Origin of the sequence: Curtobacterium sp. ME26, from assembly GCF_903970945.1 — a bacterium.
Taxonomy (GTDB): domain Bacteria; phylum Actinomycetota; class Actinomycetes; order Actinomycetales; family Microbacteriaceae; genus Curtobacterium; species Curtobacterium citri.
In genome coordinates this window covers 1-14,635 of the sequence record NZ_CAJCKG010000062.1, presented here as the reverse complement: position 1 = coordinate 14,635, position 14,635 = coordinate 1, and the positions used below count along the sequence as shown (strand labels likewise).

Sequence of the window (14,635 nt, the reverse complement as noted above, 5' to 3'; positions counted from 1 at the left end):
CGCTGGCCCTAGTGTCTTCTCGTTGGCTGTGTTTGGCTCTTTGAGACCTCCTGCGCGTTCCTGGTCGTGTGGTTGTGTTGCAGATCTCGCCGTCCGCGACGCTCTTCCGCGGTTCTGGACTCTCTTGCCCTGCACGACGCTCTGCCGCTCGCAGAAGGGGCGCTCCGCCCTGGAACGGGTCGAGGCCACCGTCGGCACCCTCCGCGCGCACGGTGTCGCGGGTCACGACGTGGTGGTCGTCGACGACGTCGTCACGACCGGCGTCACGATGGCCGAGGCGGTCCGTGCGGTCCGTGCAGCGGGCGGGCGCGTGGTGCGGTGCGTGGCGCTCGCCGAGGTGCCGGAGTGAACGACACGGGACCGGCGGGTGACGGGCCGGTGTCGCCTGGGCATCCGGTGGGTGTCCGACGCGACCCGCCCGGAGGTGGTGACGCCGTCCGGGCAGGGGGTCTAGCCTCGCGGCAAGGCGTTCGGGATCGCCGGATGGAGGCGACGCGCCGAAGTACGGATGGGAGCCGCCACATGGACGTGACGATCACGGGCCGGAACGTCGGGGTCACCGATCGATTCCGCACCTACGTCGAACAGAAGTCCGAGAAGATCGACGTGCTCGCCGACCGCGCCCTCGCCTTCGAGGTGCGCCTCAGCCGCCACAACGAGAAGTCCGGCGGTTCCCAGGGCGAGGACCGCGTCGAGCTCACGCTGATCGGTCCCGGACCGCTCGTGCGGGCCGAGTCCGCCGCGTCGGACAAGTACGCGGCGTTCGACCTGGCGTTCGCCCGCATCACCGAGCGCCTGCGCCGTGCACGCGACCGCCGCAAGGTGCACCGCGGGCGCCACCGCCCGACCTCCGTGGCCGAGGCCGCGGGGACCGGGTTCGAGCACATGGACGTGACGCCGGCCGACGGGCGGCTCATCGAGACGGTCGCGACGGGCGCCGTGCCCGTGGTCGAGGAGCACGAGGACGACACCGAGGTGTACTCGCCCGTGGTCATCCGGCACAAGGTCTTCGAGGAGGCCCCGATGACCGTCGACGACGCGCTCTACCGGATGGAGCTCGTGGGACACGACTTCTACCTGTTCGTCGACGCCGAGACCCACCGCCCGAGCGTCGTCTACCGCCGCAAGGGCTGGGACTACGGCGTGATCGGCATCGACGACGGCGGCCACGGCGCTGACGCCCCGGCGGACGCCGACGCGTCGCGCACCGCGGCGATCGCCTGACGGGTGTCCCGGGCGGGTGTGCGCGGTCCCGGTGGCCGCGCACACCCGTCTCCCTCCCAGCGCCCGGGCCGCGCGGGTTGCTAGCATGACTGGCTGTTCGGATCGCGCAGGTCGCGCGCGACGACCCCGTAAGGAGCTCACGTGGCAAACGTGCTGGAGAAGGTCCTCCGCATCGGCGAAGGGCGCACCCTCCGTCGGCTGAAGGCGTACGCCTCGGCCATCAACGACCTCGAGGACGACTTCTCGACCCTCACGGACGACGAACTCCAGGACGAGACCAAGGAGCTCCGCGAGCGCTACGCCAACGGCGAGACGCTCGACGACCTCCTGCCCGAGGCGTTCGCGGCCGTGCGCGAGGCGGCGAAGCGCACCCTCGGCATGCGGCACTTCGACGTCCAGCTCATGGGCGGTGCCGCCCTGCACCTCGGCAACATCGCCGAGATGAAGACCGGTGAGGGCAAGACCCTGGTCGCGACGACGGCGGCGTACCTCAACGCGATCCCGTCGCGCGGCGTGCACGTCATCACCGTCAACGACTTCCTCGCGTCGTACCAGTCGGAGATCATGGGGCGCGTCTTCCGCGCGCTCGGCATGAGCACCGGCTGCATCATCGCGAACCAGTCGCCGGCCGAGCGCCGTGAGCAGTACGCGGCGGACATCACGTACGGCACGAACAACGAGTTCGGCTTCGACTACCTGCGCGACAACATGGCGTGGCAGGCGTCGGACATGGTCCAGCGCGGCCACTTCTTCGCCATCGTGGACGAGGTCGACTCGATCCTCATCGACGAGGCCCGCACCCCGCTGATCATCTCGGGCCCGTCCTCCGGCGAGGCGAACCGCTGGTTCACCGAGTTCGCCTCGATCGCCACGCGGCTCATCCCGGGCGAGGACTACGAGGTCGACGAGAAGAAGCGCACCGTCGGCGTGCTCGAGCCCGGCATCGAGAAGGTCGAGGACTACCTCGGCATCGACAACCTGTACGAGTCGGCGAACACCCCGCTCATCTCCTTCCTGAACAACTCGATCAAGGCCGTGGCCCTGTTCAAGAAGGACAAGGACTACGTCGTCATGAACGGCGAGGTGCTCATCGTCGACGAGCACACCGGCCGCATCCTGATGGGCCGTCGCTACAACGAGGGCATCCACCAGGCGATCGAGGCGAAGGAGGGCGTCGAGGTCAAGGCCGAGAACCAGACCCTCGCCACGGTCACGCTGCAGAACTACTTCCGCCTGTACCAGAAGCTCTCGGGCATGACCGGTACCGCCGAGACCGAGGCGGCCGAGTTCATGTCGACCTACAAGCTCGGCGTCGTGCCCATCCCGACGAACAAGCCGATGCAGCGCATCGACCAGACCGACCTCGTCTACAAGAACGAGAAGGCCAAGTTCGAGCAGGTGGCCGTCGACATCGCCGAGCGCCACGAGAAGGGTCAGCCCGTCCTCGTCGGCACGACGAGCGTCGAGAAGTCCGAGTACCTCTCGAAGCTCCTCGCGAAGAAGGGCGTCAAGCACGAGGTCCTCAACGCGAAGAACCACGCGCGTGAGGCTGCGATCGTCGCCCAGGCCGGTCGTCTCGGCGCCGTCACGGTCGCCACGAACATGGCCGGCCGCGGTACGGACATCATGCTCGGCGGCAACTCCGAGTTCCTCGCCGTGCAGGAGATGCACGCCAAGGGCCTGTCCCCGACGGAGACGCCGGAGGAGTACGAGGCCGCGTGGGACGACGTGTTCGCCCGCGTCAAGGCCGAGATCAAGGAGGAGGCCGACAAGGTCCGCGACGCCGGCGGCCTGTACGTCCTCGGCACCGAGCGCCACGAGTCGCGCCGCATCGACAACCAGCTGCGTGGTCGTTCCGGTCGTCAGGGCGACCCGGGCGAGAGCCGCTTCTACCTGTCGCTGACGGACGACCTCATGCGCCTGTTCAACTCCGGTGCCGCCGAGAGCCTCATGGGCCGCTCGAACGTCCCGGACGACATGGCCATCGAGAACAAGCTCGTCAGCCGTGCGATCCGGTCGGCCCAGGCGCAGGTCGAGGGCCGGAACGCCGAGATCCGCAAGAACGTCCTGAAGTACGACGACGTCCTGAACCGCCAGCGCGAGGCGATCTACAGCGACCGCCGCCACATCCTCGAGGGCGACGACATCAACGACCGTGCGCAGTCGTTCCTCAAGGCCGTCGTGGACGACGTCATCGACACCCACACCGGCGAGGGCTCGCCCGACGACTGGGACCTCGACGCCATGTGGACGGAGCTCGGGACGCTCTACCCCATCTCGATCTCCATCGACGAGGTCATCACCGAGGCCGGCTCGAAGGGCAAGGCGTCGCGCGAGTTCCTCGGCCGCGAGATCCTCTCCGACGCGAAGCTCGCGTACGAGAAGCGCGAGGAGATGCTCGGCGACGAGGCCATGCGCGAGCTCGAGCGCCGCGTGGTCCTCTCGGTGATCGACCGCCGCTGGCGCGACCACCTGTACGAGATGGACTACCTCAAGGACGGCATCGGCCTCCGCGCCATGGCGCAGCGTGACCCGCTCGTCGAGTACCAGCGCGAGGGCTACGCCCTGTTCCAGAGCATGATGGGACAGATCCGCGAGGAGTCCGTCGGCTACCTGTTCAACCTCGAGGTGCAGGTCCAGTCCGACGGCGACAACGCGGTCATCGAGGCGAAGGGCCTCGGCGAGGGCGAGGCGACCGGTCTCGAGTACTCCGCACCGTCGATCGACGGCGAGGTCGAGGTGCGCGACGAGCGCGGCCGCCTCGAGCAGGCGGCTACCGCCCGTGCGCAGCAGGCCCAGGCGGAGGCCGAGGCCGACGTCGCCGGGCCGGAGCAGGGCTCGGCATTCGGCAACGCCGCCACGGCGTCCGGCCAGGCCGCGTCCGCCGGCAACCGTGCGGACCGTCGCCAGGCGGCCAAGAAGGGCTGACGCAGCGGCCGTCACGGTCGACGATGACGGACGGGAGGCGCGGTGCCAGCGGGCACCGCGCCTCCCGTCCTCGTGTGGGACCGCAGGCAGCGTGTGGTCCCGTCGTCAGAGCACACCGACGGCGGTCGCCCGCCACCGGCCCTGTCGGAGCTCCAGCCGCAGTGCCACCGCCCGCGCGTGACTCCGCGTGTGGACCACGACCGCGGCCTCGACGACGCCGTCCGCGACCGGGCAGGTCCGGACGCTCCCGACCTGCACCCGCGGACGCGCTCGGGCGCGCCCGCCGAGCGACCGGGCACGCGTGGCGACGGCCGCGCGCTGCTGGAGGTGACGGTGGACGTCCTCGGTGACCCACCGTGCGATGCTGTCGACCTCGCGTCCGCCGGTGAGGACCTCGACCACGCAGAGCCCGAGGGCCCGTGCCGTGGCCGCGGCGTCCGGTGGCGCCGGCGGGGTCGGGTCCACCCGGCGTGCCGGACGCCGCGGCAGGGGTGCGAGCGCGACGGCGTCCCGACGCGGCGGGGCGCCGTCCGACCCCTCGTCCGGCACCGGCACGAGCCCCCGTCGCTCCCGCCCCGCCTCGTCGTCCTCGATGGGACGTGCTTCTCCTGACGCCATCTGCCCTCCGCGACCGAGCGTACGGAGCAATTGAACATGTGAAATGTTCAGCCCGGAGGCTTGTGGAGGAGCGACCTCGTCCACAGAGCAGCGCACCTAGACTTGCGGGGTGTCGACCCTCAGTGACCTCGTCCTCGCGCAAGGCCGATCCTCCGAAGCGGACGTGGAGTGGCTCCACCTGCTCGTGGGGGACTGGCAGCTCCTCGCCGACCTGTCCTTCGCCGACATGGTCCTGTGGGTCCCAACCGCCGAGGACGGCTCGTTCGTGGCCGTCGCCCACGCCCGTCCGAGCTCCGCGGCGACGCTGTTCTACCGCGACATCGTGGGCCAGGAGATCCGCGAGGAGTGGCGCGACCAGGTCGTCCGCTGCTTCGCGAGCGCCGAGCTCGTGGACTCCGCCGAGCCCGACTGGTACGAGGACACCCCGACCCGCGTCCGCGCGATCCCGGTGCTGCGTCGGCTCAGCGCGAAGAGCGCCGAGACCACCGACCGCCCGATCGCCGTCGTCACGCGGCACTCGAACCAGGACGAGATGCGGACGCCGAGTCGTCAGGAGCTCAACTTCACCGGGAGCGCGAACGACCTGTTCGGGATGATCGCGACGGGCGACTTCCCGGACCTCGGTGCGCCGGCCGGCCCACGCCGTGGAGCGCCGCGTGCGAGCGACGGCCTGCTCCGCCTCGACACGAACGGGGTCGTCACGTTCGCGAGCCCGAACGGACTCAGCGCCTTCAACCGGATGGGCTTCGAGGGCGAGCTCGAGCGGAAGTCCCTCGCCGAGGTCACGACCGAGCTCATCGGCTCCCAGCTCGACGTCGACGAGTCCCTGCCGCTGGTCGTCACCGGGCGCGCCCCGTGGCGTGCCGACGTCGAGGCCAAGGGCGTCACCGTCTCCCTGCGCTCGATCCCGCTCCGCGACCACGGCGACCGCATCGGCGCGATCGTCCTCTGCCGCGACGTCACCGAGCTGCGGCACCAGGAGCGGGAGCTCATCACCAAGGACGCGACGATCCGTGAGATCCACCACCGCGTGAAGAACAACCTGCAGACGGTGGCGTCGCTGCTGCGCATCCAGGCGCGTCGCACGCACTCCGACGAGGCCCGCACGTCGCTGCAGAACGCCATGCGCCGCGTCGCCGCGATCGCCGTCGTGCACGACACCCTGTCGGCCGGACTCAGCCAGAACGTGGACTTCGACGAGGTGTTCGACTCGGTGCTGAAGCTCGTCACCGAGGTTGCGGCGTCCCACAACACCACGGTCCGCCCGAAGAAGACCGGCGAGTTCGGCGTCCTGCCCTCGGAGGCCGCGACCCCGCTCGCGCTCGGGCTCACCGAGCTCGTGACGAACGCCGTCGAGCACGGGCTCGACGGGCGGGACGGTGAGGTCGAGATCGTGGCGAACCGCTCCGACGACCACCTCGACATCGAGGTCCGCGACAACGGCGTCGGGCTGCCGGAGGGCAAGGTCGGGTCGGGCCTCGGCACGCAGATCGTCCGGACGCTCATCCAGGGCGAGCTCGGCGGGACCATCGACTGGCACACCCTGACCGGCAGCGGCACCGAGGTCACGATCACGATCCCCTTCCGCTGGCTCACGGCCGGCGCCGCGTAGGCGGCCGAGCGCTCCGCCGCCCCGCGCACACGACGACGCCCGCCGCTCCCGGGGGAGCGACGGGCGTCGTCGGGGTGGTGCTGCTGTGTCAGGAGGCGCGACGGGCGCGGGCCGCGCGGCGCTTCAGCGCACGACGCTCGTCCTCGCTGAGGCCGCCCCAGACGCCCGAGTCCTGGTTGTTCTCGAGGGCGTACTGCAGGCACATCTCGGTCACCGTGCAGCGAGCACAGACCGACTTGGCCTTCTCGATCTGGTCGACGGCGGGTCCGGTGTTCCCGACGGGGAAGAAGAGCTCGGGGTCCGCGGTGAGGCAGGCTGCCTGGTCACGCCAGTCCATGTGTGGTGCTCCTTGGTGTCGATGCTCGAACGGCAGGCCGGGGCCGCGGCTCGGGGATCGGAACGCTGGCATGCACAGGGCACGAGGGGAACCTGTGGGGGAGGCTTCCGCTGGGAGCGAGTCTGACGCCCGCTGAACGCTCGGGGGAGGAGCGTCGAACCGCGGGAGACGCACACCACATCGTGCCGTCCAAACGACCTCCAATATCGTTCCATACTGGTAGAGCCAAATCAAGGGTTCCATCTGGAGGATCGCTGTGCCCGACACCACCCCGAACGCCCCGGAGCCCACCGCTGCGCGGCACCCGGCGTTCCGCACGCTCCTCGTCGTCGTCGGCCTCGAAGCGGCAGCCCTCGTCGTGCTGACGGTCGCGCTCGTCGTGGAACTCGTCGTCGCTCCGGCGTCGAGCATCGCGTCCGCGATCGCCCTCGTGCTGCTCGCCGCGATCGCCGCCCTCTGGCTCGTCGCGATCGTCGTCGGACTCCGGAACCGTCGCCCCTGGGTACGCTCCGGGATCATCGTCTGGCAGGTGCTGCAGGGCGCGATCGCGATCGGCGCCTTCCAGGGCGTGTTCCGCGTGGCCTGGGTCGGGTGGGTCCTGCTGATCCCCGCGCTCCTCGCGCTCACCCTCGTGCTGTCGCGGCCGGTCACGGCCGCGCTGCTCCCGCGCGCCGAGCGGGAGGACTGACGCGCGGCCGACGGACGGGAGGCGCGATGCCAGCTGGCACCGCGCCTCCCGTCCGTCGTCCGGTCGCCGCAGCGATCAGACCAGCCCGAGCTTCTTCCGCAGGCTCGCGACGTGGCCGGTGGCCTTCACGTTGTAGAGCGGCAGCTGCACGGTGCCGTCCTCGTCCACGACGATCGTCGACCGGATGGTGCCGGTGACGACCTTGCCGTAGTTGTTCTTCTCGCCCCAGGCCGCGTAGGCCCGGTGCACGGCGAGGTCCGGGTCGCTCAGCAGCGGGAAGGTCAGCGCCTGCTCGTGCCGGAACTCCCGGAGCTTCGCCTGCTCGTCCTTCGAGACCCCGAGGACCTCGTAGCCGGCGGCCTGCAGCGACGACATGTTGTCGCGGAAGTCACACGCCTCGGTGGTGCAGCCGGGGGTCGACGCCGCCGGGTAGAAGTACACGATCACCTTGCGACCGCGCAGGTCGGCGAGGTGGTGCTCGACCCCGTCCTGGTCCGGCAGGGTGAAGTCGGGGGCGGTGTCGCCGGCGGCGAGACGGTCCGTCATGGGGCTCCTCGGGGGTTCCGGTGCTCGTGTGGTCGTGAGCACGCGAAAGCCATGCTATTGTTGTTTCCCGTTGCAGCACGGAGTTCCGGACTGCGACAGACAACTCCACACCATGCGCCTCTAGCTCAATTGGCAGAGCAACTGACTCTTAATCAGTGGGTTCTCGGTTCAAGTCCGAGGGGGCGCACCAGCAAGGCCCGGTCGGATCGCTCCGACCGGGCCTTCGTCGTTCCCGGGATCGTGCGATCTCCGCGACACGCGCGGGGTGCTCCCGAGGGCTCGATCCGTCCGGCGGGTCCTCGCGGGCGGTCAGTCGGCCACGACGTCGACGACACGCGGGGCGCCGACCACGGCGTCGAGCGCCCCGGCCGTCGCCGCCGCGAGGTCGGACCGGAGTCGTCCGATCGCGTCCTCGGGCACCCAGAGCGTGAACGTCACCGCGTCCCCGTAGTGCGGGTCGTCGAACGTCGCACCGTGGTGCCGCACCCAGTCGCGCAACACGTTGTCGACCCGGCCGGCGTCGGCGTGCGGTGCCGTGACGTCGACCCGGGTGAGCTCGACGCGACGGACGACGGCCGCGCGGTCGAGCGCCTCGGAGACCGACGTCGAGTAGGCGCGCACGAGCCCGCCGGCCCCGAGCTTCACGCCCCCGAAGTACCGGGTGACGACCGCGACGACGTCGGTGAGGTCGCGACGGCGGAGCACCTCGAGCATGGGGACGCCGGCGGTGCCCGACGGTTCGCCGTCGTCCGAGGAGCGCGCCTGGTCGCCGAGGACCCCCGTCACCATCGCGGTGCAGTGGTGCCGGGCGTCCCAGTACCGGCGCCGGACGTCTGCGACGACCCGTTCGGCGTCCGCGACGTCCGTCACGGGAGCGATCGTCGTGACGAAGCGCGACCGTGTGACCGTGATCTCGTGCTCGACGGGCCCGGCGACGGTCGACGGGTATGCGCGGGTCACGCTCCGAGGCTACCGGTGCGGCCCGGACGGCCCGCGCTAGCATGGTGCCCGACCGGCGATCGGGGAGGGGGCGGATCGACATGCGGTGCACCGACCCGGCGGGGGGCGCCCTCGAGGCCGCCGAACTCGCCCGACGCCTCAACCTGCTGCTCGACTTCGAGGAGTCGCAGCGCGGTGATCCCGTGCCGTTCGCCGCGATCGAGGAGTACGTCGCCGACCGCGGTGGCTCGCTGTCGCGGGCGAAGTGGACGTACATGCTCTCCGGTGACGGGCGTCGGAACCGGGACAGCGGCCTGCTCCGTCTGCTGGCCGGCTTCTTCGAGGTCGACGAGCGCTTCCTGCTCGAGGACAGCGCGGTGCCCGAGCGCATCGGCGCCCAGATCGAGCTCGTGCGCGCGCTCCGGTCGGCACGTGTGAGCGGCTTCGCGGCGCGGACGTTCCCCGGTGAGCTGTCGCCCGAGGCGCTGCGTCGCATCGCGCAGGTGCTCGAGGAGGAGTCGGCACGAGGGGGAGTGGCGTGACGGACCGGTCGATCGAGGCGTTCTGGCTCCGCGGGGCGGCGGAGGGTTGGTCGGACATCGACCAGGCGGTCGCCGCCGCGTCCGACCACGTGGGCAAGCCCGTCGTGGTGCGTGAGGAGTCGTTCCTCAGCACCGAGCCGGTCTGCGGCATCGTCGCCACGCTCGAGCACCAGCACCTCGTGATGATCTCGCCGACGAGCTCGGGGACGTTCCGGTCCTTCGTCATCGGGCACGAGCTCGGGCACGTGCTCCACCGGCACCACGAGCGTGCGGCGCAGTCGGCGTACGTGCGCGACGTGTTCCCGGACGTCCCCGAGTACAAGGTCGAGCGCGCCCTCGCACGCGGGCTCTTCTCGAACGACCACGAGCACGAGGCCGAGGTCTTCGCCGACCGGCTCGCAGCGCTCATCCGCGCCAACCGCGGCCGCCCGAGCGCCTTCCGCGGGGTCTTCGGGTGATCGTCTCCGTCACGATGGCGGTGCTCCTCGTCGTCGGGACGGTGGTGCTGTTCCGGCTGCAGCGCGGGCAGGACCGGACCCTCGCGGTCACGTTCCTGCTGTTCTCCGCGACGATCGTCACGAACGTCGACCCGCTGTACCGGTGGCTCGACCCCCTGGTCGGCGGCCGCAACGTGGTGACCGTCGTGAGCGACTGCCTGATGGTGGCGGGCACGAGCGCGCTGCTGTGGGGCGTCGCGAAGGCCGTCGGCGCCGGGTGGCCGTGGCTGCGCGCCGCGATCGTCGTCGTCTTCGCCGTGGTCGTCGTGGTGGTCGTGACGGCCTTCGTGGCGCTCGAGCAGCCGCCGACGACCACGACGTTCATGCTCGTGGCGGGTGACCAGCCGGCCGCCGCGGTGTACTCGATCGCGCAGACCGCCCACCTCGGGGTCGCCCTCGGTGCCACCGGGGTCATCTGCCTCCTCCGGCTCCGCGAGGCCCGGACGGCCGTCGACCTCGTCGGGCTGTGGCTCCTCGTGGTGGGCGGGGTGTTCGGCGTCGTGCGGATGGTCACGGTGACGGTGATGGACGTCGCCCACGTCGTCGGTCGCCTCGACGTCACCCGTGCGCTCGCCCTGCCGTACGACGTCACCACGCCCGGCGCGGTGCTCTGCGTCGCCACCGGCATGCTGCTGCTCGTCGTCGGGCACCGGCTCTCCCAGCACCGCCGTGCCCGCCGGCTCGACGCCGCGCTCGCCCGCCTCGCGCCGCTGCACGCGCGCATCGGCACGGACAACGCCTACCCCGCGACCCGCGATGCCGCCACGCGCCTCAGCCGGACCATCGTGGAGATCAACGACGGTGCCCGGCGGGCCCGACAGCTGCTCGGCGACCAGGAACGGGCCGACCTCGCCGAGGCGGAGGCGGCGCTCGAGGACCCGGGCCGCGCGGCAGGGTCCCGGACGCGACCGCAACGGTCCGGTCACGTTCCCGAGCAGGACTCGACCTCTCGTCCGAGCGCCGTGTAGGGTCTGTAGCACGTGCTACAGGCCGGATCACCGCGCCGCGGCACGCCGGGGGAGCTCTCGGCCGCGTTGGGGGCGGCCGAGCACCCCCGGGACACCGCTCGTGGGCGTCCCGGTCGGTCGCGACACCTCGCGCGCCGAGGGCGGCCCTGCTGTCTAGACTCGTCGGGTGACCGTCTTCGCCGCCGTCGTCCTGTTCCTCGCCGCCGTCTTCAACGTGGTGACGTGGCCGCGCTTCTTCCAGCGGGTGGCGAAGGACCCGCGGGCGCGGAACGCCGCCGGGAAGCCCACGACGTTCTACACCGTGCACCTCGTGCTGCTGCTCATCGCCTTCGCGATCGCCCTGGCGGCCGTCGTCGCGGGCATCCTGCTGCTCGTCTGACCCGAGCCGAGCCGGGCCGAGGGTGGCCGGGCGCACCGGGCCCCGGGCAGGGTCGAGCTGATCTGCGCCGCCTCAGCCCTCGCTCGGCAGCGGTGCGCCGAGCGCCCGCTCGAGCCCCAGACGCGCCAAGCGCTCGTCGGCCGTGTCGAGGAGCGCGCGGTAGACCGTGTCGTCGGTGACGAACTCGACGCACACCGCGTCGACGTCGCACGGCTCCACGCGCCACCCGGTCACGCGCTCCATGGGGACCTGCGTCCGGCCGTCCTGCTCGAAGCTCGTCTCGGCCCGGACGCCGTGCTCGAAGAACCGGATCCGACCGGTCGTCCCGCGCCAGGTGAGCTGCAGGTCGAGCGTGGGGGAGACAGAAGGGTCCGGCACGTGCCGATCGTACCGGCGCGCACCGGACCCTGTCCGTCGAGCATGCCTCAGCCCTGGTCGTGCCCCGTCTCGTCGCGACGGACCTGTGCGGCCGGGTCGCGGACCCCGATCGGGTACGGACCGGTGACGCCCTCGCGGAGCGCGGCGATGCGCAGGATGCGGTCTCGCTGCAGGAACCACCCGACGACGAGCAGCGGGATGATGATCACGAGCGACGCGATCGTGTACGTGCCGACGGGGTAGTCGATCGCCATGAGCACGATGACCGAGACCAGGAACGCCAGGGTCAGCCAGGAGGTCACCGGGGCCCCGGGGAGCTTGAACGAGGGCTCCTTGGCCAGGCCCTGCTTCGCCCACTGCCGCAGCTTCATCTGGCAGAGGATGATCGTGCCCCACGCGGTGACGATCCCCAGGCTGGCGACGTTCAGCGCGATCTCGAAGGCCTGCTTCGGCACGAAGTAGTTGAGCGCGACACCGGCGACGGTGAAGCCCGCGGTGAGCAGGATGCCCGCGTAGGGCACCCCGCCCCTCGACATCTTGGTGGTCCACTTCGGGGCGGAGCCGTTCATGCCCATCGAGTGGAGCGCACGACCGGTCGAGTACAGCCCGGCGTTGAGCGAGGACAGGGCGGCGGTGAGGACCACGAAGTTCATGATCGACCCGGCGATCACGCCGACCTGCGGGTTGCCGAGCGACGAGAAGAAGGTCACGAACGGGCTCTGTCCGTCCTTGTACGAGGTGTACGGCAGGAGCAGGGAGAGCAGGACGACCGACCCGACGTAGAAGACCGCGATGCGGAACACGACGGAGTTGATGGCGCGGGGGATGACCTTCTCGGTGTCCTGGGTCTCGCCGGAGGCCGTCCCGACGAGCTCGATGGCCGCGTACGCGAACACGACGCCCTGCACCACGAGGACCGCCGGCAGCACACCGTTCGGGATGAGTCCACCGTTGTCGGCCCAGATCGAGAAGCCGGTCCGGACGGCCTCGCCGCCGGTCTCGACCGGGAAGGCGAAGACCAACCAGACGAGCGCGATCACGAGGAACGCGACGAGCGCCGCGACCTTGATGAGCGCGAACCAGAACTCGAGCTCGCCGAAGACCTTGACGGCCACCATGTTCGCCGCGAGCACGACGACGAGGGCGATGAGCGCGAGGAGCCACTGCGGCGCCGCGGTGAACGCGCTCCAGTAGTGCAGGTACAGCGCGACGGCCGTGGTGTCCACGATCGACGTCATCGCCCAGTTCAGGAAGTACATCCACCCGGCGGCGTACGCGAACTTCTCACCGTAGAACTCGCGGGCGTAGGAGATGAACGACCCGGAGGACGGACGGTGCAGCACGAGCTCGCCGAGGGCGCGGAGGATGAAGAACGCGAAGACCCCGGCGACCAGGTAGGTGACCGCCAGTGCCGGCCCCGCGGTGTTCAGGCGTCCGCCCGCACCGAGGAAGAGTCCGGTGCCGATGGCGCCGCCGATCGCGATCATCTGCAGTTGCCGGGGCTTCAGACCGTGCTGGTAGCCCTCCTGCTCGTGCGAGAAGTCGTTCGCGGGCTTCGAGACACCCGTGTCGTTCTGCGCTGTCATGCGCGCCAACCTACATGCGCTGACAGCCCCGGGCGGAACCCGCGCCCGACCTGTACGACACCACAGGCGGAGCGGACGCTGAGCACCGCGGCATCCGCGTCCGACACCATGGACGGATGGACACCCTCCTCCGACTCCTCGTCGCGACCGGGATAGCCCTGCTCGTGACCGCCGCCGCGGCCCTCGTCCTGCACCTGGTCCTGCGGACCGTCGCCCGACGGGAACGCTGGGCCGCGGTGCTCTCCCGACGCACCAAGCACCCGTTCCGGACGGTGCTGCTGGTCGCCCTGCTCTGGACGGCGTTCACCACGAGCATCCCGCGGGACGAGGACACCTTCCCCTGGCGCGACGAGGTCTCCCACACCTTCCTCATCGCGACGATCGCGGTCGGCTGCTGGCTCGCGTGCCAGATCGCCATCTTCCTCGAGGACCTCGGGCTGCACCGGTACCGCGTCGACGTGCCGGACAACCGCGTCGCCCGACGCATCCGCACCCAGGTGCTCATCATCCGACGGCTCACGATCGCCGTGCTCGTCATCATCGCCGTCGGCGCGATCCTCCTCACGTTCCCCGGCGTCGAGGCGGCCGGGGCGAGCGTCCTGGCCTCCGCCGGGCTCATCTCGGTCGTGGCCGGCCTCGCCGCGCAGTCGACGCTCGGCAACGTCTTCGCGGGCATGCAGCTCGCGTTCTCCGGGTCGATCCGCGTGGACGACGTCGTCGTGGTCGAGCAGCAGTGGGGCCGCATCGAGGAGATCACGCTCACCTACGTCGTCGTCCACCTCTGGGACGACCGTCGGTTCGTGCTGCCGTCGACGTACTTCACGTCGACGCCGTTCGAGAACTGGACCCGCACCGGCAGCGAACTGCTCGGCGCCGTCGAGTTCGACCTCGACTGGCGCATCAGCCCGACCGAGATGCGCACCGAGCTCGACCGCATCCTGTCGACGTCGACGATCTGGGACGGCCGGACCAAGGTCCTGCAGGTCACGGACGCGGTGAGCGGCCTGGTGCGCGTGCGGATCCTGGTGTCGGCCCCGGACGCCGGAGGTCTGTTCGACCTCCGCTGCTACGTCCGCGAGGAGATGGTCGAGTGGGTGCAGCGCGAGCACCCGGACGCCCTGCCGCGCCAGCGCGTGCAGGTCACGCAGGGCACCGAGCAGGTCGGCCAGCGACGTGCCCGCACCGAGGAGCAGGACGCGGCGCTCTTCCGCGAGGGCGACGAGCGCACCGCGCTCTTCACCGGGCCGATCCAGACCTCCGGCATCCGCCCCGAGGACATCCCGCCGGAGCGCTGACGGACGGGAGGCGCGGTACCAGTCGGTACCTGGGCCCACGCCGGCCGGTTCCCGGCAGACGCGCCAGCGGCTGCCGGGCCGTGCCCGGTGGGGAGCCT

16 protein-coding genes and 1 tRNA gene are annotated in these 14,635 nt (G+C 70.8%); 11 read left to right on the top strand and 6 right to left on the bottom strand.

Annotated features, from left to right (window positions below; all coding sequences use genetic code 11):
- Positions 1-124 precede the first annotated feature (124 nt).
- From H7A69_RS17550 to secA, 3 genes are all read left to right on the top strand, one after another.
- Positions 125-349: a phosphoribosyltransferase family protein gene (locus tag H7A69_RS17550; protein WP_310648892.1), complete on the top strand. Its 225-nt coding sequence runs from the start codon at positions 125-127 to the stop codon at positions 347-349.
- Positions 350-522: 173 nt separating this feature from the next.
- Positions 523-1,224, top strand: a complete 702-nt coding sequence (gene hpf / locus H7A69_RS15685; RefSeq protein ID WP_182047911.1) for a ribosome hibernation-promoting factor, HPF/YfiA family — start codon at positions 523-525, stop codon at positions 1,222-1,224.
- 141 nt (positions 1,225-1,365) lie between these two features.
- A complete protein-coding gene (gene secA, locus H7A69_RS15680) occupies positions 1,366-4,152 on the top strand; it encodes a preprotein translocase subunit SecA (protein WP_069712279.1) in 2,787 nt (928 codons plus the stop codon).
- A gap of 105 nt (positions 4,153-4,257) precedes the next feature.
- On the opposite strand, the gene H7A69_RS15675 is transcribed toward secA, so the two are convergent.
- On the bottom strand, positions 4,258-4,770 hold the full coding sequence (locus H7A69_RS15675; protein ID WP_182047910.1) for an Rv3235 family protein: 513 nt from the start codon (positions 4,768-4,770) through the stop codon (positions 4,258-4,260).
- A 109-nt stretch (positions 4,771-4,879) separates the two neighbouring features.
- Here H7A69_RS15675 and H7A69_RS15670 point away from each other — a divergent pair, with 109 nt between their 5' ends.
- Positions 4,880-6,382 carry a sensor histidine kinase gene (locus H7A69_RS15670; RefSeq protein WP_182047909.1) on the top strand — a complete coding sequence of 501 codons (1,503 nt, stop codon included), beginning with the start codon at positions 4,880-4,882 and terminating at the stop codon, positions 6,380-6,382.
- Between the two features lie 88 nt (positions 6,383-6,470).
- Here the strand turns inward: H7A69_RS15670 and H7A69_RS15665 are convergent, their stop codons facing one another.
- Positions 6,471-6,719: a WhiB family transcriptional regulator gene (locus H7A69_RS15665; RefSeq protein ID WP_022904217.1), complete on the bottom strand. Its 249-nt coding sequence runs from the start codon at positions 6,717-6,719 to the stop codon at positions 6,471-6,473.
- A gap of 256 nt (positions 6,720-6,975) precedes the next feature.
- Here H7A69_RS15665 and H7A69_RS15660 point away from each other — a divergent pair, with 256 nt between their 5' ends.
- Positions 6,976-7,407 carry a hypothetical protein gene (locus H7A69_RS15660; RefSeq protein ID WP_069712282.1) on the top strand — a complete coding sequence of 144 codons (432 nt, stop codon included), beginning with the start codon at positions 6,976-6,978 and terminating at the stop codon, positions 7,405-7,407.
- 75 nt (positions 7,408-7,482) lie between these two features.
- On the opposite strand, the gene bcp is transcribed toward H7A69_RS15660, so the two are convergent.
- Positions 7,483-7,953: a thioredoxin-dependent thiol peroxidase gene (gene bcp / locus H7A69_RS15655; RefSeq protein ID WP_182047908.1), complete on the bottom strand. Its 471-nt coding sequence runs from the start codon at positions 7,951-7,953 to the stop codon at positions 7,483-7,485.
- A gap of 114 nt (positions 7,954-8,067) precedes the next feature.
- Between bcp and H7A69_RS15650 the strand changes: the two genes are divergently transcribed.
- Positions 8,068-8,143 (top strand) — tRNA-Lys (locus H7A69_RS15650).
- A 119-nt stretch (positions 8,144-8,262) separates the two neighbouring features.
- On the opposite strand, the gene H7A69_RS15645 is transcribed toward H7A69_RS15650, so the two are convergent.
- Positions 8,263-8,913, bottom strand: coding sequence for an IMPACT family protein (locus H7A69_RS15645; RefSeq protein WP_182047907.1), 651 nt, complete (start codon positions 8,911-8,913; stop codon positions 8,263-8,265).
- An 80-nt stretch (positions 8,914-8,993) separates the two neighbouring features.
- On the opposite strand from H7A69_RS15645, the gene H7A69_RS15640 reads away from it, so the two are divergent.
- The 4 genes from H7A69_RS15640 to H7A69_RS15625 all read left to right on the top strand — a co-directional run bounded on the left by H7A69_RS15640 (position 8,994) and on the right by H7A69_RS15625 (position 11,278).
- Complete coding sequence (locus H7A69_RS15640) at positions 8,994-9,434, top strand: hypothetical protein (protein ID WP_182047906.1); 441 nt, start codon at positions 8,994-8,996, stop codon at positions 9,432-9,434.
- Complete coding sequence (locus H7A69_RS15635) at positions 9,431-9,892, top strand: M48 family metalloprotease (protein WP_182047905.1); 462 nt, start codon at positions 9,431-9,433, stop codon at positions 9,890-9,892. The genes H7A69_RS15640 and H7A69_RS15635 overlap by 4 nt, the downstream gene beginning before the upstream one ends.
- Positions 9,889-10,899, top strand: a complete 1,011-nt coding sequence (locus H7A69_RS15630; RefSeq protein WP_182047904.1) for a hypothetical protein — start codon at positions 9,889-9,891, stop codon at positions 10,897-10,899. The genes H7A69_RS15635 and H7A69_RS15630 overlap by 4 nt, the downstream gene beginning before the upstream one ends.
- Before the next feature lie 166 nt (positions 10,900-11,065).
- Entirely contained in the window at positions 11,066-11,278 is a 213-nt protein-coding gene (locus H7A69_RS15625; RefSeq protein WP_069712287.1) for an SCO4848 family membrane protein, read from the top strand.
- 72 nt (positions 11,279-11,350) lie between these two features.
- Here H7A69_RS15625 and H7A69_RS15620 read toward each other — a convergent pair whose 3' ends face one another.
- Positions 11,351-11,656, bottom strand: a complete 306-nt coding sequence (locus tag H7A69_RS15620) for a hypothetical protein (protein ID WP_182047903.1) — start codon at positions 11,654-11,656, stop codon at positions 11,351-11,353.
- A 47-nt stretch (positions 11,657-11,703) separates the two neighbouring features.
- The gene (locus H7A69_RS15615; protein WP_182047902.1) at positions 11,704-13,242 is read right to left on the bottom strand and encodes an amino acid permease; all 1,539 of its coding nucleotides are present in this window, start codon (positions 13,240-13,242) and stop codon (positions 11,704-11,706) included.
- A 116-nt stretch (positions 13,243-13,358) separates the two neighbouring features.
- On the opposite strand from H7A69_RS15615, the gene H7A69_RS15610 reads away from it, so the two are divergent.
- Complete coding sequence (locus H7A69_RS15610; protein ID WP_182047901.1) at positions 13,359-14,537, top strand: mechanosensitive ion channel family protein; 1,179 nt, start codon at positions 13,359-13,361, stop codon at positions 14,535-14,537.
- Positions 14,538-14,635: the final 98 nt, after the last annotated feature.

What these genes read in the sequence shown, in the direction of transcription:
- hpf (WP_182047911.1), top strand. Translation starts at nt 523, where the DNA reads ATGGACGTGACGATCACGGGCCGGAACGTCGGGGTCACCGATCGATTC.
- H7A69_RS15675 (WP_182047910.1), bottom strand. Translation starts at nt 4,770, where the DNA reads ATGGCGTCAGGAGAAGCACGTCCCATCGAGGACGACGAGGCGGGGCGG.
- H7A69_RS15665 (WP_022904217.1), bottom strand. Translation starts at nt 6,719, where the DNA reads ATGGACTGGCGTGACCAGGCAGCCTGCCTCACCGCGGACCCCGAGCTC.
- bcp (WP_182047908.1), bottom strand. Translation starts at nt 7,953, where the DNA reads ATGACGGACCGTCTCGCCGCCGGCGACACCGCCCCCGACTTCACCCTG.
- H7A69_RS15640 (WP_182047906.1), top strand. Translation starts at nt 8,994, where the DNA reads ATGCGGTGCACCGACCCGGCGGGGGGCGCCCTCGAGGCCGCCGAACTC.
- H7A69_RS15615 (WP_182047902.1), bottom strand. Translation starts at nt 13,242, where the DNA reads ATGACAGCGCAGAACGACACGGGTGTCTCGAAGCCCGCGAACGACTTC.
- H7A69_RS15610 (WP_182047901.1), top strand. Translation starts at nt 13,359, where the DNA reads ATGGACACCCTCCTCCGACTCCTCGTCGCGACCGGGATAGCCCTGCTC.